Source organism: Cryobacterium sp. AP23 (assembly GCF_054075385.1).
In genome coordinates, this window is record NZ_CM133415.1 from 939,094 (window position 1) to 959,479 (window position 20,386).

At 70.5% G+C, this 20,386-nt stretch carries 17 protein-coding genes; 5 read left to right on the forward strand and 12 right to left on the reverse strand.

What is annotated here, in order from left to right; genetic code table 11:
- Positions 1 to 89 precede the first annotated feature (89 nt).
- Positions 90 to 656, forward strand: coding sequence for a TIGR03086 family metal-binding protein (locus ACU5E9_RS04380; RefSeq protein WP_456812401.1), 567 nt, complete (start codon positions 90 to 92; stop codon positions 654 to 656).
- Between the two features lie 96 nt (positions 657 to 752).
- Here the strand turns inward: ACU5E9_RS04380 and ACU5E9_RS04385 are convergent, their stop codons facing one another.
- From ACU5E9_RS04385 to ACU5E9_RS04415, 7 genes are all read right to left on the reverse strand, one after another.
- Positions 753 to 1,850, reverse strand: coding sequence for a VIT1/CCC1 transporter family protein (locus tag ACU5E9_RS04385; protein WP_456812402.1), 1,098 nt, complete (start codon positions 1,848 to 1,850; stop codon positions 753 to 755).
- A gap of 5 nt (positions 1,851 to 1,855) precedes the next feature.
- The gene (locus ACU5E9_RS04390; RefSeq protein ID WP_456812403.1) at positions 1,856 to 2,140 is read right to left on the reverse strand and encodes a hypothetical protein; all 285 of its coding nucleotides are present in this window, start codon (positions 2,138 to 2,140) and stop codon (positions 1,856 to 1,858) included.
- Between the two features lie 23 nt (positions 2,141 to 2,163).
- Positions 2,164 to 3,684, reverse strand: a complete 1,521-nt coding sequence (gene gatB, locus ACU5E9_RS04395) for an Asp-tRNA(Asn)/Glu-tRNA(Gln) amidotransferase subunit GatB (protein WP_456812404.1) — start codon at positions 3,682 to 3,684, stop codon at positions 2,164 to 2,166.
- The gene (gene gatA / locus ACU5E9_RS04400) at positions 3,684 to 5,231 is read right to left on the reverse strand and encodes an Asp-tRNA(Asn)/Glu-tRNA(Gln) amidotransferase subunit GatA (protein ID WP_456812405.1); all 1,548 of its coding nucleotides are present in this window, start codon (positions 5,229 to 5,231) and stop codon (positions 3,684 to 3,686) included. The genes gatB and gatA overlap by 1 nt, the downstream gene beginning before the upstream one ends.
- 4 nt (positions 5,232 to 5,235) lie before the next feature.
- Positions 5,236 to 5,532, reverse strand: coding sequence for an Asp-tRNA(Asn)/Glu-tRNA(Gln) amidotransferase subunit GatC (gene gatC / locus ACU5E9_RS04405; RefSeq protein ID WP_066596071.1), 297 nt, complete (start codon positions 5,530 to 5,532; stop codon positions 5,236 to 5,238).
- A 36-nt stretch (positions 5,533 to 5,568) separates the two neighbouring features.
- Positions 5,569 to 7,059: an alpha/beta hydrolase gene (locus tag ACU5E9_RS04410; RefSeq protein ID WP_456812406.1), complete on the reverse strand. Its 1,491-nt coding sequence runs from the start codon at positions 7,057 to 7,059 to the stop codon at positions 5,569 to 5,571.
- A 159-nt stretch (positions 7,060 to 7,218) separates the two neighbouring features.
- Positions 7,219 to 7,752, reverse strand: a complete 534-nt coding sequence (locus tag ACU5E9_RS04415; protein ID WP_456812407.1) for a DUF2087 domain-containing protein — start codon at positions 7,750 to 7,752, stop codon at positions 7,219 to 7,221.
- 92 nt (positions 7,753 to 7,844) lie between these two features.
- On the opposite strand from ACU5E9_RS04415, the gene ACU5E9_RS04420 reads away from it, so the two are divergent.
- Entirely contained in the window at positions 7,845 to 8,873 is a 1,029-nt protein-coding gene (locus ACU5E9_RS04420) for an NADPH:quinone reductase (protein ID WP_456812408.1), read from the forward strand.
- Between the two features lie 107 nt (positions 8,874 to 8,980).
- On the opposite strand, the gene ACU5E9_RS04425 is transcribed toward ACU5E9_RS04420, so the two are convergent.
- From ACU5E9_RS04425 to ACU5E9_RS04440, 4 genes are all read right to left on the reverse strand, one after another.
- Positions 8,981 to 9,223, reverse strand: coding sequence for a hypothetical protein (locus ACU5E9_RS04425; protein WP_456812409.1), 243 nt, complete (start codon positions 9,221 to 9,223; stop codon positions 8,981 to 8,983).
- 123 nt (positions 9,224 to 9,346) lie between these two features.
- The gene (gene ligA, locus ACU5E9_RS04430; protein ID WP_456812410.1) at positions 9,347 to 11,641 is read right to left on the reverse strand and encodes an NAD-dependent DNA ligase LigA; all 2,295 of its coding nucleotides are present in this window, start codon (positions 11,639 to 11,641) and stop codon (positions 9,347 to 9,349) included.
- Positions 11,634 to 12,833 carry a tRNA 2-thiouridine(34) synthase MnmA gene (mnmA, locus tag ACU5E9_RS04435; RefSeq protein ID WP_456812411.1) on the reverse strand — a complete coding sequence of 400 codons (1,200 nt, stop codon included), beginning with the start codon at positions 12,831 to 12,833 and terminating at the stop codon, positions 11,634 to 11,636. The genes ligA and mnmA overlap by 8 nt, the downstream gene beginning before the upstream one ends.
- A gap of 3 nt (positions 12,834 to 12,836) precedes the next feature.
- Positions 12,837 to 14,030 carry a cysteine desulfurase family protein gene (locus ACU5E9_RS04440; protein ID WP_456812412.1) on the reverse strand — a complete coding sequence of 398 codons (1,194 nt, stop codon included), beginning with the start codon at positions 14,028 to 14,030 and terminating at the stop codon, positions 12,837 to 12,839.
- Positions 14,031 to 14,119: 89 nt separating this feature from the next.
- On the opposite strand from ACU5E9_RS04440, the gene glgX reads away from it, so the two are divergent.
- The 3 genes from glgX to ACU5E9_RS04455 are packed head-to-tail and all read left to right on the forward strand — an operon-like array spanning position 14,120 to position 17,642.
- Positions 14,120 to 16,177, forward strand: a complete 2,058-nt coding sequence (gene glgX, locus ACU5E9_RS04445) for a glycogen debranching protein GlgX (RefSeq protein ID WP_456812413.1) — start codon at positions 14,120 to 14,122, stop codon at positions 16,175 to 16,177.
- Complete coding sequence (ybaK, locus tag ACU5E9_RS04450) at positions 16,174 to 16,665, forward strand: Cys-tRNA(Pro) deacylase (protein ID WP_456812414.1); 492 nt, start codon at positions 16,174 to 16,176, stop codon at positions 16,663 to 16,665. Before glgX ends, ybaK begins: the two co-directional genes overlap by 4 nt.
- Positions 16,662 to 17,642, forward strand: a complete 981-nt coding sequence (locus ACU5E9_RS04455; RefSeq protein ID WP_456812415.1) for a hypothetical protein — start codon at positions 16,662 to 16,664, stop codon at positions 17,640 to 17,642. Before ybaK ends, ACU5E9_RS04455 begins: the two co-directional genes overlap by 4 nt.
- Before the next feature lie 105 nt (positions 17,643 to 17,747).
- Here ACU5E9_RS04455 and glgP read toward each other — a convergent pair whose 3' ends face one another.
- Positions 17,748 to 20,336 carry an alpha-glucan family phosphorylase gene (gene glgP / locus ACU5E9_RS04460; protein WP_456812416.1) on the reverse strand — a complete coding sequence of 863 codons (2,589 nt, stop codon included), beginning with the start codon at positions 20,334 to 20,336 and terminating at the stop codon, positions 17,748 to 17,750.
- Between the last annotated feature and the right edge of the window lie 50 nt (positions 20,337 to 20,386).

The window sequence follows — 20,386 nt, forward strand, 5'->3', positions numbered from 1 at the left end:
GGCGGATGCCGCGTGAATCATCAACGAATTGAGCCCCAGTGACTTCTGACACCCTGACATCCGACACCACAGTTACATCCGACAGCACGGTGACAACCACCACCGACTGGTTTGCCTTGCAGAAACAGGCCCACCGCGAATTCGGCGAGCGGGTGGACGGCATCCGGGATTGGGACGCGGCCACTCCCGACAAGGAGTGGAGCGTGGGCGACCTCGTGCGCCACGTCGTGCAGGAGCAGCAGTGGATCCCCGCGCTGCTGGCCGGGCTCACCCTCGAGCAAGCCAAACGCCGGATCGAGCCGCTGGGCGACGACCTGGCCGCGGAGTGGCGCACCCACTCCGAACGGGCCACCGCGGCCTGGCAGGCGGCGCCGGCGGATGCATCCGTCCAGCTCTCCTACGACACCGTGACCGTGCTGGACTACCTGCGCGAGCAGGTGTCTGACGTGACGATCCATTCCTGGGACCTCGCCCGCGCCACGGCGGCGGACGAGAACCTCGACGCTGCCCTGGTCGAGGCCGTGTACACGGTGTTCGAGCCGCAGCGGGAGACCCTGGAGGCCAGCGGCCTGTTCGATTCCCCGGTGCCGATGCCCGCGGACGCTCCGCTGCAGTCCCGGCTGCTCGCCCTCACCGGCCGCGACGACCGCCACTAGCCGCACCAACTGTTACCCGTGCGGACAAATGGGCCCGGCACACCGGGACCATTTGTCCGTTTCGGGAACAGTTGCGGGTGCTGCTAGGCGGCGCTGCTAGGCAGCCGTGGTGCCGAACAGGAGGCCGAGCACGTAGGTGACGCCGGCCGCACCGAAGCCGATCGCCAACTGGCGCAGCGCCCGCTTGAGCGGCGGCCCGCCGGAGAGCAGTCCCACCACGGCGCCGGTCGCCAGCAACGCCAGGCCCACCAGCACGGCGGCCACGATGATGGCCCCGATTCCCTGCATGCCGAACAGGTACGGCAGCACCGGCAAGAGCGCGCCGGAAGCGAAGAAGCAGAAGCTCGACACCGCGGCGGTCATGCCCGTGCCGATGGCCTCGTGCTCGTCGACCTCGGGTTCCGCCGCGGCCTTCAACCGGCTCAGGTCGAGGGCGTCGGTGGCGATGGCCACCGTGCGGAGCACCTCACGGGCGTGCACCTCGGCCTCGGCCTCCGTCATGCCCTGCGCCCGGTAGACCAGGGTGAGCTCGTTGGCGGCCTCGTCCAGGTGCGACAGCACGCTGCGGGTGGCAGGGTTCGGCGTCGACGCGTCGAGCAGTTCCCGCTGGGAGCGCACGGAGACGTACTCCCCCGCACCCATCGACAGCGCGCCGGCGAGCAGGCCGGCGATGCCGGTGAAGAGGATGGTCGCGGCCGGCACCCCGGTCGCGCCGATACCCAGCACGAGGGCGAGGTTGCTCACCAGGCCGTCGTTGACACCGAACACGGCGGCCCGGAAGGTGCCGGAGAGCCGCTGCCGGCCGCGGGCGGCGAGGCCGCGCACGACCTCCTCGTGGATGCGTTCGTCGGCGGCCATCGCATCCGTCGCGTCGGCGTCGCCGTCGTACGGCGAGCGGGCCTCGGCGCGTTGCGCGAGGGCGAGCACGAACACCGAGCCGAACCGCCGGGCCAGCAGCCCGAGCAGCCGGGTGCGCAGCGCGCCCTTCTTGGGTTGCCCGACCCGGTCGCCGAGCAGGGTCCGCCAGTGTTCCTCGTGCCGTCCCTCCGCCTCGGCGAGGGCGAGCAGGATCTCGCGTTCCTCGCCGGTGCGCCGGCCGGCCAGGTCGCGGTACACGGCCGCTTCGGCCTGTTCGTCGGCCAGGTACTGGCGCCACCGACGGATGTCGGACTCGGGCGGCTTCGTCTCGGACACCGCGATCACTCCGGCGCGGCCTCGAGCGAGCGCTGCGACACGCGGGCGGACTCGTGCGGGCCGCTGCCGTCGAGGCCGTAGAAGGGCTCCTCGAAGTGCACGACCCAGACCGCTTCCCTGCCCACCACGGGCGCGTACAGGGCGCTCCCGACCAGTTCACCGGGCGCGGTGATGACGCCGATGGGATCTTCCACCATCGAGTCGGGGTAGCGTGAGCGGTCAAGCCGCACGATGACCTGCATGCCGACGCCGAACGCGGCGGCCGCCCCCGCCGAAGCGGGGACGTCCACCGGGCGGCGCTTGAACAGCGCCATTACTCGGCCGGTCCAGACTCTGCCGATCCGGCCCGTTCGAGCACGAGCTCGCGCACCCGGGCGGCATCCGCCTGGCCGCGCATGGCCTTCATGACCGCGCCGATGACGGCGCCGGCGGCCTGGACCTTGCCGTCGCGGATCTTCGCGAGCACGTCGGGCTGGGAGGCGAGCGCGTCGTCGATGGCGGCGATGAGCGCACCGTCGTCGCTGACCACGGCGAGTCCGCGGCTGGCGACGACCTCGCTGGGTGTGCCCTCTCCGGCGATGACGCCTTCGAGTACCTGGCGGGCCAGGCGGTCGGTGAGGGTGCCGTCGGTGATCAGTTCGATCAACGCGGCGACCTGGGCCGGGGTGACGAGGGAGTCGGCGGAGACGCCGGCGGCGTTCGCGAGCCGGGCGACCTCGCCGGTCCACCACTTGCGGGCGGCCTGGGCGGGGGCGCCGGCGGCGATGGTGGCCTCCATGACGTCGAGCAGGTCGGAGTTGACGACGTCCTGGAACTCCAGGTTCACGAAGCCCCAGTCGGCCTGCAGCCGCTTACGGCGGGCCGCGGGCGGCTCGGGCAGCGTGGCGCGCAGCTCTTCGACCCAGGCGCGAGACGGGGCGACGGGCACCAGGTCGGGCTCGGGGAAGTACCGGTAGTCATCCGCGTCACTCTTGGGCCGGCCGGCGGAGGTGACGCCGGTGTCCTCGTGCCAGTGCCGGGTCTCCTGGGTGATGGTGCCGCCGGCGGTGAGCAGCGCCGCCTGGCGCTGGATCTCGTAGCGCACGGCACGTTCGACGCTGCGCAGCGAGTTCACGTTCTTGGTCTCGGTGCGGGTGCCCAGGATGTTCGACCCGCGCGGACGCAGCGACACGTTCGCGTCACAGCGCACGTTGCCCTCTTCCATCCGGGCGTTGGAAACGCCGAGCGCCTTGACGATCTCGCGGATCGCGGCGACGTAGGTCTTACCGATCTCCGGGGCGTCCGCTTCGGCGCCCTCGATCATCTGGGTGACGATCTCCACCAGTGGCACGCCGCCGCGGTTGTAGTCCACCAGCGAGTAGTCGGCGCCCTGGATGCGTCCGGCCGCGCCGCCCATGTGGGTGAGCTTGCCGGCGTCGTCCTCCATGTGCGCGCGCTCGATGTCGACCGTGACCTGGCGGCCGCTCTCCAGTTCGATGGTGAGCTGACCGTCGAACGCGATCGGCTCGTCGTACTGCGAGGTCTGGAAGTTCTTCGCGGTGTCCGGGTAGAAGTAGTTCTTGCGGGCGAACCGGCTGGTCTCGGCGATCTCGCAGCCGAGGGCCAGGCCGAGGCGGATCGACGACTCGATCGCCTGGCGGTTCACCTGCGGCAGCCCGCCGGGCAGGCCAAGGCAGGTGGGGCAGGTGTTGGTGTTGGCGCCGGAGCCGAACTCGTTGGCGCAGCCGCAGAACATCTTGGTCTTGGTGTTGAGTTCGACGTGCACCTCGAAGCCGAGCACCGGCTCGAACAGTTCGAGGGCCTTGTCGTAGTCCATCAATTCGGCTGATGCCATCAGACGGCTCCCCCTTCGGTTGCGAACATTTCGATGTTGGCCAGCTTGGGTGCCTGGCTGAGCAGGGTGTGACCCCAGTGCGCCTCGAGCAGCTGCTCGACGGCGGCGCCGAAGGTGTACAAGCGGGCATCCGCGCGGGCGGGCGCCATCACCTGCAGGCCGACGGGCAGGCCGTCTTCGGGCGCGAGACCCATCGGCAGGCTCATGCCGGGCACGCCGGCGAGGTTGGCCGGGATGGTGGTGATGTCGTTGAGGTACATCGCCATCGGGTCGTGCATCTTCTCGCCGAACTTGAACGCCGTGGTGGGCGCGGTGGGCGACACCAGCAGGTCGACCTTGTCGAACGCGGCGGCGAAGTCGCGCTGGATCAGGGTGCGCACCTTCTGGGCGCTGCCGTAGTAGGCGTCGTAATAGCCGGCGCTGAGAGCGTAGGTGCCCAGGATGATGCGGCGCTTGACCTCGTCGCCGAAGCCGGCGTCGCGGGTGGCGGCCATGACGCGCTCACTGGTGAGCGGGCCGTCTTCGGGGTTGACCCGGATGCCGAAGCGTACGGAGTCGAAGCGGGCCAGGTTGCTGGAGGCCTCGGCGGGGAGGATCAGGTAGTAGGCGGAGACCGCGTACTCGAAGTTCGGGGCGCTCACCTCGCTGACGATGGCGCCGGCCTTGCTGAGCAGGGCCAGGGTCTCCTCGAAGCGCTGCTTGACGCCGGGCTGGAAGCCCGCGCCGTTGAGCTCCTTGATCACGCCGACGCGCACGCCCGTGAGCGCGCCGTCCTTGAGGCCGGCCTGGGCGGCGGCGGTCATCGACGGCCAGGTATCCGTGAGCGAGGTGGAGTCGAGTGGGTCGTGCCCGCCGATCACGTCGTGCAGCAGCGCGGCATCGAGGACCGTGCGGGTGACCGGGCCGACCTGGTCGAGCGAGGAGGCCAACGCGATGGCGCCGTAGCGGGAGACGCCGCCGTAAGTGGGCTTGACGCCGACCGATCCGGTGACGGCGGCGGGCTGGCGGATGGATCCGCCGGTGTCGCTGCCGAGCGCCAGGGGCGCCTCGAACGCGGCGACGGCGGCCGCGGAGCCCCCGCCGGACCCGCCGGGGATGCGGTCCAGGTCCCACGGGTTGTGGGTGGGGCCGTAGGCGGAGTGTTCGGTGGAGGACCCCATGGCGAATTCGTCCATGTTGGTCTTGCCGAGCGGGATCAGGCCGGCGTCGCGGATGCGCTTGACGACGGTGGCGTCGTACGGCGGGATCCAGCCCTCGAGGATCTTCGATCCGGCGGTGGAGGGCATGTCGTGGGTGGCGAGCACGTCCTTGATGGCGATCGGGACCCCGGCGAGCGGGCCGAGCTTCTCGCCGGCGGCGCGGCGGGCATCCACCCGGGCGGCGGTGGCCAGGGCGGCGTCGCGGGCGACGTGCAGGAAGGCGTGCACGTCGGGTTCGACGGCGTCGATGTGGTCGAGGTGCGCGCGGGTGACGTCGACGGAGCTGACCGTGCCGTCGGCGAGCAGGCCGGCCAGGGCGGAGGCGGTCTGGCTGATGAGGTTGGTCACTGGGTTACTCCTCGTCCAGGATGGCGGGCACGCGGAACTTGTCGCCGGCACGGTCGGGCGCGCCGGAGAGCGCCTGGTCGACGGTGAGCGACGGCACGACGACGTCATCGCGGAACACGTTGGTCAGCGGCATCGGGTGGCTGGTCGCCGGCACGTCGGGCGTTGCGACCTGGGCCACCTTGGCGACGGAGTCGACGATCTGGCCGAGTTCGATCGTGAGACGATCGATTTCGGCCGAGCTGAGGTCGATCCGGGCGAGGTTGGCCAGGTGGGCCACCTGCTCGGCCGTGATTTCAGACATGAAACTCCCAAGAACATCGAAGTGGAAGCTTCAATTCTATTCAGTGTCGCCGGTGACCAGTTCCGCGTTGTCCGTGCCGATCAACGCCATGTTGTGCAGCGACTCGCTTCCGGGCTTGAAATAGTCGTTGTGGCCGACGGATCCGGCCAGGGTGTCGCCGGTGAGGGCGTCGATTCCGCCGCGCACGCCGAGCGCCGTGGCCCCGTAGGAGGCGGCGCCCGGATCGCTGCCGAAGAACGCCGAATTCACGGCCGGGTCCCAGTCCGCCTTGCCGACGAAGACGTTCTCGTCGGTGACCTTGAGCTTCGCCGCCGACTGGATGGCGCTGCCCGGGGAGCCGACGAGGACGAGCGCGTCGACCTCCACCGATCCTTGGGCCAGCGCGAGGAGGGACACCGTCGAGCCGTAGGAGTGGGCGAAGACCCCGACGAAGGGCTGGTCACCGCCGCGCGTGGCGCGCACCCCGGCCCAGGATGTTTCGAGGAACTCGGCGCCGGCCTCGGCGCGGTCGAGCCCGCCCACGGAGAACAGGTCGGGCGCCTCGTAGCCGATCCAGGAGATGGTGGCGACGGTGGGCGGTCCGGCTGGGGCAGCCGTCTCGGTCGTGCCGGTGACGGTGATCGGAGCGCCGGCGCTGAGACCGCGGCTCGAGGACCCCGTTGTGGTCGCGGCCGCGATGATGGTGGCTGGAGGCGTGCTGGTGGAAGTCGGCTCGGCGGCGCGTTCGGTGAGCACCTTGAGCTCTTCGCGGTAGAGGTCGTCGGCGACCGTGGTCCAGTTCACCATCTGGGGTTCGACCTGGTAGTTCATGCCGGGCACGAGGTAGCCGATGTAGTCGGCGGTGTCGGGGTTGCCCAGGGCGATCGCGGCGCGGCCGGTGCCCGCCGGGTCGAGCAGGATCAGGCTGCGCTTGGGGCCGCCGTCGCTGGCGCGCAGGGCCTCGGCGACCTGTTCGAGCATGGCCTCCTGGCGGGTGAGCCGGTTCTGCTCGGCCGCGGACGGGTTCCCGTCGAGGGCTCGGCCGATGTCGGCGAGGGATTCGCGCAGGTACGTCTCGTTGGCCCGGCTGCGTTGGGCGAGCGGCACACCGTCGAGATTGCCGACGAGCCGCGGGGTCGCCGCGGTGAGGGATGCCCGCTGGGTGGAGTCGAGCATGGTCCACCAGGCCGTCACCACGGTGGCCTCCGGCGGCGCGGTGAGGATGGCGTCGATGTGGGTGGGGTACTCGGCGGCGAAGGCGGCGACATCCGCCAGCGGAAGCTGGGCCAGACCGACGAGCAGGTTGGCGCCGGTCATGCTGTGGATGGAGGCGAGGTCGATGTCGACCGTGGTGGCTGCCGCGGAGGCCAGCTCGGGCTCCAGCTGCGTCCACAGCGTTGACGGACCGCCGTCGCTCTGCCGGTCGGAAAGCCGTTCGGCAACGGTGCCCTGCATGCTGAGACTCGCCGATTCGGGCACGGCGGTAGTCGCGCCCGCCCCCATGAGGGACAACGAGAGCGTCGCTACGACAGCGGTCTCGAACAGCACGACAGGTTCCGTCCCCTCCCGAACGAACTACAAATGGCCGACCTGACGCCCCTGGCAAGTCGTGCACGCCCCAGCCTAGCGATTCCGCGACCCCCGCTATGCCCCTCTAACAGGGCTATCCGGGGGGATTCGGCCGGGTTTTGCCGCCCAATGTTTCGGTCAGGTTTCCGGGCCCGGATTTCGGACTCCTGAGGCACCGGCCGAGTCGTGCACCCGGCGGTAGGCGCTGCCCGACGGAGTGCGCTCCAGCAGCTCGGCGTCCACGAGATAGCGGCGGAGAGTGGAGACGTCGTCGGTGTAGTCCAGCAGGGCGTCGTTGACCTGGGATTCTGTGCGGTCGTCGTGGTCGGGCAGGGCACGGGCGATGATCCAGACCAGCAACTCGCGACGCTCCGACGCCCGGGCCGGATACCGGTCGATGCGGCCGGCCCGCAGAAACCTTTCGACGCCCTGGCGGGTGGCTCGGTCCCCCGTGGCGAGGAGACGGGCGAGGAGCTCGTCGTCGGCGTGCATGGAACCTGCCGGCCCTGGCCGCACCAGTCCGGCGTCGGTGAGCGACCGCACCGCCCGCGCCCGGCGCGCCGGCGCCAGCGGAGGCCGATCCCGGTGCTCCGCCAGGATGACCTCGGCGTACACCCGGCGGAGTTCCGGATTGGTGAGCGCGGCAACGATGCGGCGCCATTCGTTTGACATGCTCGAGTGTAGGTCCCGGCACCCACTGTGCCGGGTGCGGATGTGCCGGGTGCGGCGGGAAGCATTCGGCCGCCCCAGGCGTTTCCGGTGGAATGAAAGCAATCGTCTATACCCAGACCGGTGACCCCTCCGTCCTTCAGCTGGTGGAGCGCGACGTGCCACAGCCCGGCGCCGGAGAGGTCCGCGTGAAGGTCGTGGTGTCCGGGGTGAACCCCACCGACTGGAAGTCCCGGCGCGGCCAGGGCATCCTGAGCACAACTGTCGCCGAGGTCGTGCCGAACCAGGACGGCGCCGGTGTGGTCGACGCTCTCGGGACGGGCGTGACCGAGTTCGCCGTTGGCGACCGGGTCTGGTTGCACCTGGCCGCGTACCAGCGGCAGAGCGGCACGGCGCAGGAGTTCGCGGTGCTGCCGGTGAACCGGGTGGCGCCGCTGGCGGATGCGGCCGGCTTCGACGTGGGGGCCAGCCTCGGTGTTCCGGCCATGACGGCGCACCGCGCGCTGACCGTGTCCGAGGACGGCCCGGCCCGGCTGCATCCGGGCGCGCTAGCCGGCCGGTTCGTCCTGGTCGCCGGTGGCGCCGGTGCGGTCGGGCACGCGGCCATCCAGCTGGCCCGCTGGGCGGGTGCGACCGTGATCACCACGGTGAGCGGGCCCGCCAAGGCGGCCCTGGCTACCGCCGCGGGAGCGCATCACGTGGTCGTGTACACCGAGGGAAACACCGCGGAGCAGATCCGCGCCATCGCCCCGAACGGGGTGAACCTGATCGTCGAGGTGGCGCCGGCCGTGAACGCCGAACTCGACGCGGCCGTGGTGGCCGCGCGCGGGTCGGTCGCGATCTACGCCACGGATGGCGGCGGCAGCATCACTCTCGACGCCTCCCCGAACATGGGCGGCAACGTGCGGTACCAGTTCATCCTGCTGTACACGGTGGGCCAGGCGGCCCTGGACGCCGCGCGCGAGGATGTGAGCGCGGCTGCGGCCGACGGCGTCTTCGCGGTGGGCGAGGTGGCCGGGCTGCCACTGCACCGGTTCCCGCTGGAGCGCACCGCTGACGCCCATGCCGCCGTGGAGGCGGGCGTGGTCGGCAAGGTGCTCATCGACGTCGCCCCGCGCGCCTGACCCCCGCCGCGCCGTCCCGGGCACAACTGTTGCCCGTGCGGACAATTGCACCCGGTGTGCCGGGACCATTTGTCCGCACGGGGAACAGTTGCAGCCGGTAGCGGGGCTCAGAGCAGGATGCTCGCGCCGACCAGCCCCGCGATGACCACCAGCACGCCGGCCAGCAGGCCCGTCGCCCGGGCGATGCGGCGCCGGCTGACGGTACCCGGGCGGAAGGCGGAGCGGGACACCCGGTCCAGGTTGGGGAACAATGCCTGGTAAGGCGGCTCCCGCGGCTCAGTCGGCTCCGGGGCGATGGGTTCCCCCGTCGGTGGGTTCCCCGGTCGGTCCTCGTCGGCGATGTGGGCCATGCCCGCAGCCTAGCCGTGCTGACCCACGCTGGGCCCGTCTGGCCCCACAACTGTTCCCCGTGCAGACAATTGCACCCGGTGTGCCGGGACCACTTGTCCGCACGGGGAACAGTTAAGAGCGGGCTACTCGGTGTCGACGTCGGGGGTAGCGGCGCTGTCGGCCGCCGTCACATCCGCCGGCTCGGCGAGGGCCGACGGGCCGTGCTCGAGCAACAGGCGGAACTGATCGGCGTCGATGATGCGCAACCCGAGGGCCTCGGCCTTGGCCAGCTTGGAGCCGGCGCCGGGGCCGGCGGCCACGAAGTCGGTCTTCTTGGACACGCTGGAGGCGTTCTTGCCGCCGGCGGCAAGAATGGCCTCGGAGGCGCCCTCGCGGGTGAACCCCTCGAGCGATCCGGTCGCCACGACGGTGATACCGGTGAGCACTCCCCCGGCCGCGGCAGCTGCGCCCGGTCCCGGGTGCCCAGGGGTGGTGAACTGCACGCCGGCGGCGGCCCAGCGCTCCACGATCTCGCGGTGCCAGTCCACCTCGAACCAGTCGATCACGGCGTCGGCGATGATGCCGCCCACCCCGTCGACCTCGGCGAGTTCGTCGCGGCTGGCCGCCCGGATGGCGTCGAGGGAGCCGAAGTGGTTCGCCAGCGCCCGGGCGGCGACCGGGCCGACGTGGCGGATGTTCAGGGAGACCAGGATGCGCGCCAGCGGCTTGGTCTTGGCCAGTTCGATCTCGTTGATCAGTTTCACGGCGTTGGAAGACGGCTGCGGGCCCTCCAGCCCGGCCTTCTTCTCGGCGGCGGAGGGGTTGCGGCGGAACGGCGTGCGCTGGCGCACGGTGCCGTCCTCGTCCTCGCGGGGCAGCCCGGTCTCGGCGTCGCGCACGACGACGGAGATGGGCAGCAGGTCGTCGATGGTGAGCTCGAACAGGCCTGCCTCGGTGTCCAGCGGCGGTGTCTCCGGGGTGGTCGGCTGGGTGAGCGCGGCAGCGGTGACCTCGCCGAGCACCTCGATGTCGAGGGCGCCGCGGGAGCCGATGTGTTCCACCCGGCCACGCACCTGGGCGGGGCAGCTGCGCGCGTTGGGGCAGCGCAGGTCGATGTCGCCTTCCTTCGCGGCCTTGAGCGGGGTGCCGCAGACCGGGCAGTTCTGGGGCATCACGAATTCGCGTTCGGTGCCGTCACGCAGCTCCACGACCGGACCGAGGACCTCGGGGATGACGTCGCCGGCCTTCCGCAGCACGACGGTATCGCCGATGAGCACACCCTTGGCCTTGACGACGTCCTGGTTGTGCAGGGTGGCCTGGCGCACGACCGACCCGGCGACACGCACCGGTTCCATCACGGCGAACGGGGTGGCCCGGCCGGTGCGGCCGACGCTCACGACGATGTCGAGCAGCTTCGTGTTCACCTGCTCGGGCGGGTACTTGTAGGCGATCGCCCACCGCGGCGCCCGGTTCGTGGCGCCGAGTTCGTCGTGCAGGGCGAGCTCGTCGACCTTGATCACGATGCCGTCGATCTCGTGCTCGACACTGCCGCGGTGCTCGCCGAAGTACTCGATGAAGGCGGATGCCTCGCTCGCCTTGGCGACGACCTTGTAGTGGGCGCTGGTGGGCAGGCCCCAGCCCGCGAGCAGCTCGTAGACCGCGGACTGCGCGTCGGCACCGGGCTGTTCCCAGGCGCCGATGCCGTGCACGAGCATCCGCAGCCGGCCGAGCCTGGCCTTCATCAGGGCGAGCTGGTCGGCGTTCTTGCTCTCCGCTTTTTGCCGGAGCGATCCGCTGGCGGCGTTCCGCGGGTTGGCGAAGACCCGTTCGCCGGCGGCGCTCTGGGCGGCGTTGAGTTCACGGAAGGCCTCGACCGGGAAGAAGACTTCCCCGCGGACCTCCATCAGCGGCGGGTGCCCGGTGCCGGACAGTCGGGCCGGGATGCCGGGGACCAGGGCGATGTTCTCGGTGACGTCCTCACCGACCACGCCGTCGCCGCGGGTGGCGGCGCTGACGAGCACACCGTTGAGGTAGCGCAGGTTGATGGCCAGGCCGTCGATCTTGAGTTCGCAGAGGTAGTGCACGGGGCGGCCGGCGTCGCGTTCCACCTTCGCCGCCCACGCCTCGAACTCCTCGAGGGAGAACACGTTGTCGAGGCTGAGCATCCGTTCGGCGTGCTGCACCGGGTCGAACAGGGTGGTCTCGGCCCGGCCGCCGACGGTCTGGGTGGGGCTGTCCTGGCTGGCCAGCTCGGGGAAGAGCCGTTCGAGTTCCTCGAGGCGCTGGATCAGGTGGTCGTACTCCGCGTCCGAGATGACCACTTCATTGCGTTCGTAATACGCGTCGCGGGCCGCGAGGATGCGCGTGGTGAGACTCACGGCCTCGTCGCCGGCGGCGGACAGCGCTGCCGCGGGTGACGCTCCGGTCGCGTCAGGCATTGATCGTCGCGGAGTCGGCGGGAACCGGAACGGCAACGTCACTGCTTGCTATGACCGGCACGGCGCTGACCGTGCGGTCGATGGTGCACTGGCCCAGCACCCGGGTGCCGATGTAGACCACGGCGGTCTGCCCGGGGGCGACTCCGGTCAGCGGCTCGGTCGGGGTGATGCGCAGTTCGGTGTGCGCCTCCACCGGCGGGGTGGCGGTCGGATCGGCCGGCACGCTGATGACCTGCGCCACGGCGGGCTCCGGGTCGGCGTGCGCGCGGATCTGCACGTCGCAGGCGAACTCAACCTCGGGGTGCTCCGGCGCCCGGCCGGCCCAGGTGTACTTGGTGCCGGCGATCTCCTTGATCGCCAGGGCCTCCTTGGGCCCCACGACCACGGTGTTCGACACCGGGCGCACCTCGAGCACGAAGCGGGGCTTGCCGTCGGCGGCGGGGATGCCGATGGACAGTCCCTTCCGCTGGCCGACGGTGAACGCGACGGCGCCCTCGTGCTCGCCGAGCTTGTTGCCTTCGCGGTCGAGGATGTCGCCGGTCGCCGGGGCGACCCGCTCGCCGAGCCAGCCGCGGGTGTCACCGTCGGGGATGAAGCAGATGTCGTAGGAGTCGGGCTTGTTCGCCACCGAGAAACCGCGTTCGGCGGCCTCGGCGCGCACCTCGGCCTTGGACGGGGTGGCGCCCAGCGGGAACATCGAGTGCGCGAGCTGCTCCTTGGTGAGCACACCGAGCACGTAGGACTGGTCCTTGGCCCAGGCGCTGGCCCGGTGCAGTTCGCGGTTGCCGTCGGCATCCGTCACGATCGAGGCGTAGTGGCCGGTACAGACGGCGTCGAAGCCGAGTGCCAGGGCCTTCTCGAGCAGCGCGGCGAACTTGATCTTCTCGTTGCAGCGCATGCACGGGTTCGGGGTGCGGCCGGCGGCGTACTCGGCGATGAAGTCATCCACCACGTCGAGCTTGAACCGCTCGGAGAAGTCCCACACGTAGTACGGGATGCCGATGATGTTGGCCGCCCGTTGGGCGTCCATCGAGTCCTCGACGGTGCAGCAGCCGCGGCTGCCGGTACGGAGCGTGCCGGGCATGCGCGACAGAGCCAGGTGCACCCCGACCACCTCGTGCCCTGCCTCGACCGCGCGGGCTGCGGCCACGGCGGAATCCACCCCACCGCTCATTGCTGCCAGAATCTTCACTGGTTAAGTGTACGCACGCGGCGCCGAGTCGGCCATTCCCGCGCCGATCGCCTGCGACCAGGCTCCCGGAAGCGCGCTGGCCAGGGCATCGACGTCGGCAAGGGTCGAGGTGCGGCCCAGAGTGATCCGGAGGGCACTTCGCGCCTCGGCCTCGCTGCGGCCCATCGCGCGCAGCACATGCGAGGGTTCGGGGATGCCCGCCTGGCAGGCCGAGCCGGTGGACACCGACACGCCCGCGACATCGAGCAGGAACAACAGGGAGTCGCCCTCGCAGCCGGGGAAGGTGAAGTGCGCGTTGCCGGGCAGCCGCCCGGCCGGGTCGGGGTCGCCGTTGAGCACGGCGGAGGATACCGCGGCCTGAACACCCTCGATCACGGCGTCGCGCAGCACCGCCAGGCGCCGGTTCTCGGCCGACAGTTCCGCGGTCATGGCGGTGGCCGCGACCGCGAACGACACCGCCGCTGCCACATCCTGGGTGCCGCTGCGCACCTGGCGCTGCTGGCCGCCGCCGTGGATCAGCGGGACGACGGTGGCGGTGCGGGACAGCACCAGCGCGCCGATGCCGACGGGCCCGCCGATCTTGTGCGCCGACACGCTCAGCGCCGACACTCCGGCCTGGTGCAGGGCGGCGAAGTCGATCGGGACGTGCCCGTAGGCGGAGATGGCGTCGACGTGCACGGGGATGCCGTGGGTCGCGGCGAGCGCCGCCACCCGCTCGATCGGCTGCAGGGTTCCCACTTCGTTGTTGGCGGCCAGCAGGGTGACCAGTGCCACGTCGTCGGGGTTCGCGCGGATGGCGTCGGCCAGGGCGACGAGATCGATGCGGCCCAGCGCGTCCAAGGGGATCCACTGCACGATGGCGCCCTCCTGCTGGGCAAGCCATTCCACGGTGTCCACGGTGGCGTGGTGTTCTCCCCCGGGCACGAGGATGCGGGTGCGTGGTGCGCGCGCCCAGTACAGCCCCTTGATGCCGAGGTTCACCGCCTCTGTGCCGCTGCCGGTGAAGACGATCTCGATGGGGTCGCAGCCCACACTCGTCGCAACCTGTTCGCGGGCTTCCTCGAGCATCCGCTTGGCGTTCTGGCCCTGGCTGTGGATGGACGCCGGGTTGCCGACGACGGCCATCGCCTCCGCATATGCCGTGATGGCGGCAGGCAGCATGGGGGCCGTGGCCGCGTGGTCGAGGTAGACCGACATTTCTTCACCTTCCGGCTGGTTCCGTGGCCGAGATTTTCGTTGTCCGGGCTGGTCAGAACGCACCATGTTCACTCATTACTCTAGATCTCATGACTCCAGCTGACTCCCTCCGCAATCTGGGCGTCCGCGCTACGAGCAACGGCGGAGAACTCCGCGTCTGGTCGGAGCACGCCGAGGCCATCGAACTGTGCATTTTCGACCACACCGACCCCAACTGGATCGTGCGTACCGTGCCCATGGTGCGCGACGCGCACAACGTCTGGGTCGGGCGCTCCCGCACCCTCACCGCGGGCCGCCGCTACGGCATCCGGGTGTCCGGTCCCGCCGGGCCCACGCACTCCTTCCACCCCGAGAAGACGCTGATCGACCCGTACGCGCGCGGCCTCGCCCGGGTCGGCCCCGACCAGTGGCAGTCCACCATGGTCGACGGCGACTTCGACTGGGCCGGCGCCGTGAAGCCGAACATCCCGCTGGACCACACCGTCGTCTACGAGGCGCACGTGCGCGGGCTGAGCAAGCTGAGCCCGGCGATGCCCGTCGAACTGCGCGGCACCTACGCCGGCCTCGCCCACGAGAGCACGATCGCGTACCTCAAGAACCTCGGTGTGACGACGGTCGAGTTGCTGCCGGTGCAGTCCTTCGTCTCCGAACAGCGTCTGATCAAGCAGGGCCTGACCAACTACTGGGGTTACAACACCCTCAACTTCTTCACCCCGCACGCCGACTACGCCACCCAGGCTTCCCAGTCCGAGGGGCCGGAGGCGGTGCTGCGGGAGTTCAAGGGCATGGTGAAGCTCCTGCACGAGGCGGGCCTCGAGGTCATCCTCGACGTGGTCTACAACCACACCGCCGAGGAGGGACCGGCCGGCCCGGTGACCAGCCTCCGCGGCATCGACAACGCCACCTACTACCGGCAGAACGCCAAAGGCCACTACATCGACGTCACCGGATGCGGCAACACCGTGAACTTCGGCCACGACGTCCCGATGCGCCTGGTGCTGGACTCCCTGCGCTACTGGGCCAACGAGATGCAGGTCGACGGTTTCCGGTTCGACCTCGCCGCGACCCTGGGCCGGGACGAGAACGTGCACTACACGCCGGACCACCCGCTGCTCACCGCCATCCGCGACGACCCGGAGCTCGCCGGGGTGAAGCTCATCGCCGAACCCTGGGATGTGGGCATGGGCGGCTGGCAGACCGGCAACTTCCCGTCCGGCTGGTCGGAGTGGAACGACCGCTACCGCGACCGGATGCGCTCCTTCTGGCTCACCGACATCGCCGCTGTGCGCCACAACTCCACCTCGGACAGCGGCATCGGCCGGTTCGCGTCCCGCCTGGCCGGCTCCGGCAACACCTTCTCGGTGGAACGAGGCCCGCTGGCGTCGCTGAACTTCATCACCGCCCATGACGGTTTCACCATGGCCGACCTCACCGCCTACAACGTGAAGCACAACGTGGGCAACGGCGAGGCCAACCGCGACGGCACCGACGGCAACAACAGCTTCAACCACGGCGTCGAGGGTCCCACCCGCGACGTCACCGTGTTGCGCACCCGCCGCCGGGCGATGCGGAACTTGCTGGGCACCCTGCTGCTCTCCGCCGGTGTGCCGATGCTCACCGCCGGCGACGAGTTCGGGCGCAGCCAGCGCGGCAACAACAACGCCTACTGCCACGACAGTGAACTGACCTGGCTGGACTGGGACTTCGACGACTGGCAGCAGGACCTGCACCGGGTGACCCGGAAGCTGCTGGCCCTGCGTCGGGAGAACCCGGCCCTCCGGCCCGTCCGGTTCGGTCGCCCCGGCCAAACCACCCTCAGCGCCAGCCAGATGGACTGGTACAACGCCGCCGGCGCCTCGATGTCGGAGACCGACTGGAACTCCCCCCGGGAGCGCACCCTGCAGTACCTCGCGGCCAGCACCCCGGAGCACGAGGACTTCAACCGCATCCTGCTGATCGTGCACGGCCTGGAGACCCCGGTGGACGTGACGCTGCCCCTGCACTCCGGCGTCTCCGGCTACACGGTGCTCTGGGACTCCAGTCACGACGACATCCGCGAGGTCCAGAACTCCTACCTGCCGGGTGACCGCCTCAGCATGGGCGGAACCTCCATGCTGCTGCTGCGGGCCGAAGAAGCCCAGGCATGAGCAAGCCGGATGCCGGCGGCACGCCCGCCACGGTGGCGCTGCAACACGCCGGCATCCGGTTCACCGCCCACCCGTACGCGCACGACGCTGCCGTCGCCGGCTACGGCCTCGAGGCCGCCGACAAGCTCGGCCTCGACCCCGCCCAGGTGTTCAAAACGCTGCTCGCCGACGCCGACGGCACGCTCGTCGTGGCGATCGTGCCCGTCTCCGGGCAGCTCGACCTCAAGGCGCTGGCCGCGGCTGTCGGCGCGAAGAAGGCCGTCATGGCCGACCCGGTTCTCGCCCAGCGGAAGACCGGCTACGTCCTCGGCGGGATCAGCCCGATCGGGCAGAAGACCCGGCACGCCACCGTGCTCGACGAGACCGCCGAGCTCTACGACACCGTCTTCGTCTCCGGCGGCCGCCGCGGCTTCGACATCGAGCTCTCCCCCGGCGACCTCGTCACCGTCACCGGGGCTAGTGTTGCCGCCATCGCGAGGGACCGATGACCCATCCGCCCGCCGACGGCGAGCCCTCCGCCGGGCCCTTCCCGTACGGTCCGGCCGAGCCCACGGCCCCGGATGCCGCACACCCGCCGGCGACCCCACCCGCCCCGGAATCGGCCCGCGAGCCCGACCCGGATAGTGCACCACCGTCGACGGCCGAGATCTTCGCCGCGATCGACGCCGAATTCGTGCCGGACGAGGCATCCCGCCGGGTCCGCGGCACCATCGGCATCCTCAAGGTGCTGGGCCTCATCGCGCTGGTCGGCGGGGCGATCGGCATGCTCGCCGCCGTCCTCCGGCAGGAATTCGGGGAGGCCGGGCCCGGCACTCTGGTGCTGACGTCCATCGTTCTGCTCGTCGTCGTGTGCGCGGCGCCCATCGGGCTCCTGATCATGGGCCGCCGGCATCGGCACCGGGAGGTCACCCGCAGCGCCGCCGTCTCAGCCACGGCCTGGGGCGTCGTCCTCCTGGCCCTCGGGCTGCTGGCCGTCGGTCCGACCCTGGTCACCTCAGCGAGCAAGACGATCGGTGACGCGGCCATCCGGTCGCGTCCCCCGACCGCCGCGGAAACCGAATTCACCCCCGAGGAACTGCGGGCGCAGGCCGAGACCCTGATCGCAGATCTGGCTGCGGCGGCCGGCGGCGCCGTGCCCGACACTCTGTTGCCCGGGGAGGATCCTCCCGGGGTCAACTCCGAGCCCTGCGAGCTGAGCAATCTCGGGCCCGGCGTGGTCATTTCCAGCAGCGACCACCGGTATGACACCCCCGGCGACCCCATCGCCGCCCTGGCCGGTGTGGAGGCGTACTGGCGGGATGCCGGCTACGAGCCGCGTCGTTCCGGCGGTGACACGACCGTGGACGGGATCCACCCGCAGGTGCGTGTGTCCGGCGGTTCGATCGAGCGTGTGGGGGTTTACGCGACCGACGACATCTCCTACGACCTCATCATCGAGTACGAATCCATCTGCGTCGCCGAGTAGCGACCGTCACCGCGCCCCTGGTGGCGAGTCGCTCCCGCTGTAGCGGGCGCGAGCGGCCAATGGAGGCGCGGTGGGCGCTGTGGCGGGATCGGAGGCGGAGCCAGGTCAGCTCGCGACGGCGACCAGCCCCATCTCGGCCGGCCCGGCCAGTAGCGTGTGGCGCGGCACCACCCGCACCGTGTAACCGAACCCGCCGGCCCGGTCCAGTTCGACGGCGCCGGTGAACAGCGTCGGCGCTCCGTGCACAACCGGTTCGGTGGCGTCCTGGCTGAGGGCGTCGTTGATGGGTTCGAGCGCCTGCGTGCTGACGTCGGACAGGTCATCCCCGCCCTGGCTCCGGCCGTAGACGACCTGCACCGTCACATCCGCCGGGTCAAGGCCGTTGAGCTGCACGTGTGCGCGCAGCCGCAGCTCGTCGCCCACCTGCGGCACGGGCGCGACACCGCCGGACTCCACGTGTTCGACCGCGACCCCGGGCCAGGAGTCGACGATTCGCGACTTCCACGCGGCAAGTTCCCGGGCGCCGCGGTAGTTGTTGGCGGACAGCCGTGCCTCGGAGGCGCCGGCGGGCCGGTAGAGCTTTTCCACGTATTCACGCACCATTCGGCCGGCGTTCAGTTCGGGTGAGAGACCGGCCAGGGTCTGGCGGATGTTGGCCACCCAGCGCACGGGCACGCCGTCGCCATCCCGGTCGTAGAAGGGCGGCGCCACCTGATGCTCGATGAGCTCGTACAGGGCGTCGGCCTCCAGCCGGTCGCGTTCGGCCGGGTTGGTGCTCGCATCGGCGGAGGGGATCGCCCAGCCGTTCTGGCCGTCGAAGTACTCCGGCCACCAGCCGTCCAGGATCGACAGGTTGAGGGCGCCGTTCAGGGCGGCCTTCATGCCGGACGTGCCGCACGCCTCGAGCGGGCGCAGCGGGTTGTTCAGCCACACGTCGGTGCCCGGGTACATCAGCTGGGCCATGCCGATGTTGTAGTCGGGCAGGAACGCGATCCTGGTGCGCAGCTCGGGGTCGGCGGCGAACTGCACGATCTTCTGGATCAGCCGCTTGCCCTCCTCGTCGGCGGGGTGGGACTTGCCGGCGATGACGATCTGCACCGGGTGGTCCGGGTGCAGCAGCAGGGCTCGCAACCGCTCCGGGTCGTGCAGCATCAGGGTGAGGCGCTTGTAGGTGGGCACCCGGCGGGCGAAGCCGATCGTGAGGACGTTTGGGTCGAAGACCTGGTTGATCCAGGCCGGCACGAGGCCGCCCGGGTTCTGCACCAGCCACGCCGCGGCGATGCGCCGGCGGGCGTCCTCGACGAACTGGCGGCGCATGTCGCCGCGCACGTCCCAGAGGTCCTCGTCGCTCACCGCGGGTGAGGCCCAGTCGGCGGCAGAGGTGTCGCTGGTGCCCAACCGGTTCTCGGCGAGGGCCTTGAGGGCCGGGTCCGTCCAGGTGGGCGCGTGCACCCCGTTGGTGATCGACGTGATCGGCACCTCGCTGGCGTCGAAACCGGGCCACAGGCCGTTGAACATCCGTCGGCTCACCTCGCCGTGCAGTTTCGAGACCCCGTTGGCGTGCTGGCCCAATCGCAGGCCCATGACGGCCATGTTGAAGACATCCGGCGAGCCCCCGGGGTAGCTCTCCGCGCCCAGGCTGAGGAGGTCGTCCACGGCCACGCCGGGCAGCAGGTCGGTTTCGAAATAGCGCCGCACCAGGGCGCTCTCGAACCGGTCGATGCCGGCTGCGACGGGAGTGTGGGTGGTGAAGACGGTTCCGGCGCGGGCAACCTGCAGGGCCTCGGCGAAGCTCAGCCCCTCACCGATCAGGCTGGAGATGCGCTCAAGGCCGAGGAACCCGGCATGGCCCTCGTTGGTGTGGAACACCTCCGGTTCCGCACGACCGTTGAGGTTGCTCCACAGGCGCACGGCGCGGGCGCCGCCGATGCCGAGCAGCAGCTCCTGCAGAAGGCGGTGTTCGCCACCGCCGCCGTAGAGCCGGTCGGTGACCTGGCGCAGTTCGTCGGTGTTCTCCGGGATGTCGGTGTCCAGCATGAGAAGGCGGATGCGCCCGACCCTGGCCTCCCAGACCCTGGCGTGCAGCGTCCGGTCGTCAGGCAGGGCGAGGGACACCTGCACGGGCGAGCCGTCGGCCCGGCGCAGCACCGACAGCGGCAGCCCGTCGGGGTCGAGCAGCGGGTAGCTCTCCAGCTGCCAGCCATCCGTGGAGATCGCCTGGCTGAAGTACCCGGCCTTGTAGAACAGGCCGACGCCCACGAGCGGCACGCCGAGGTCGGAGGCGCTCTTGAGGTGGTCACCGGCCAGGATCCCCAGGCCCCCTGAGTACTGCGGCAGGGCCGCCGCGATGCCGAACTCCGGCGAGAAGTAGGCGATCGACGCGGGCTTGTCGCCGGTCAGTCCCTGGTACCAGCGCGGTTCGTTCAGGTACGCCCGCAGGTCATCCCGCACCACGTTGACACCGGCGACGTAGTCGTGGTCCTGGGCGAGTTCCACCAACCGGGCCGGGTCGACGGCGCCGAGCAGGGCGACCGGGTCGGTGCCGATGCGTCGCCAGAGTTCGGGGGCGATGTGTTCGAAGAGTTGCCGGGTGGGTTCGTGCCACGACCAGCGCAAATTGCCGGCCAGCTCGTCGAGCGCGGACAACGCGTCGGGCAGGACAGCACGGACGGTAAATTTACGGATCGCCTTCACGAACCTCACTTTAGGGGCGCACCGGGTACAACGGGTAACGATCCTGTGCG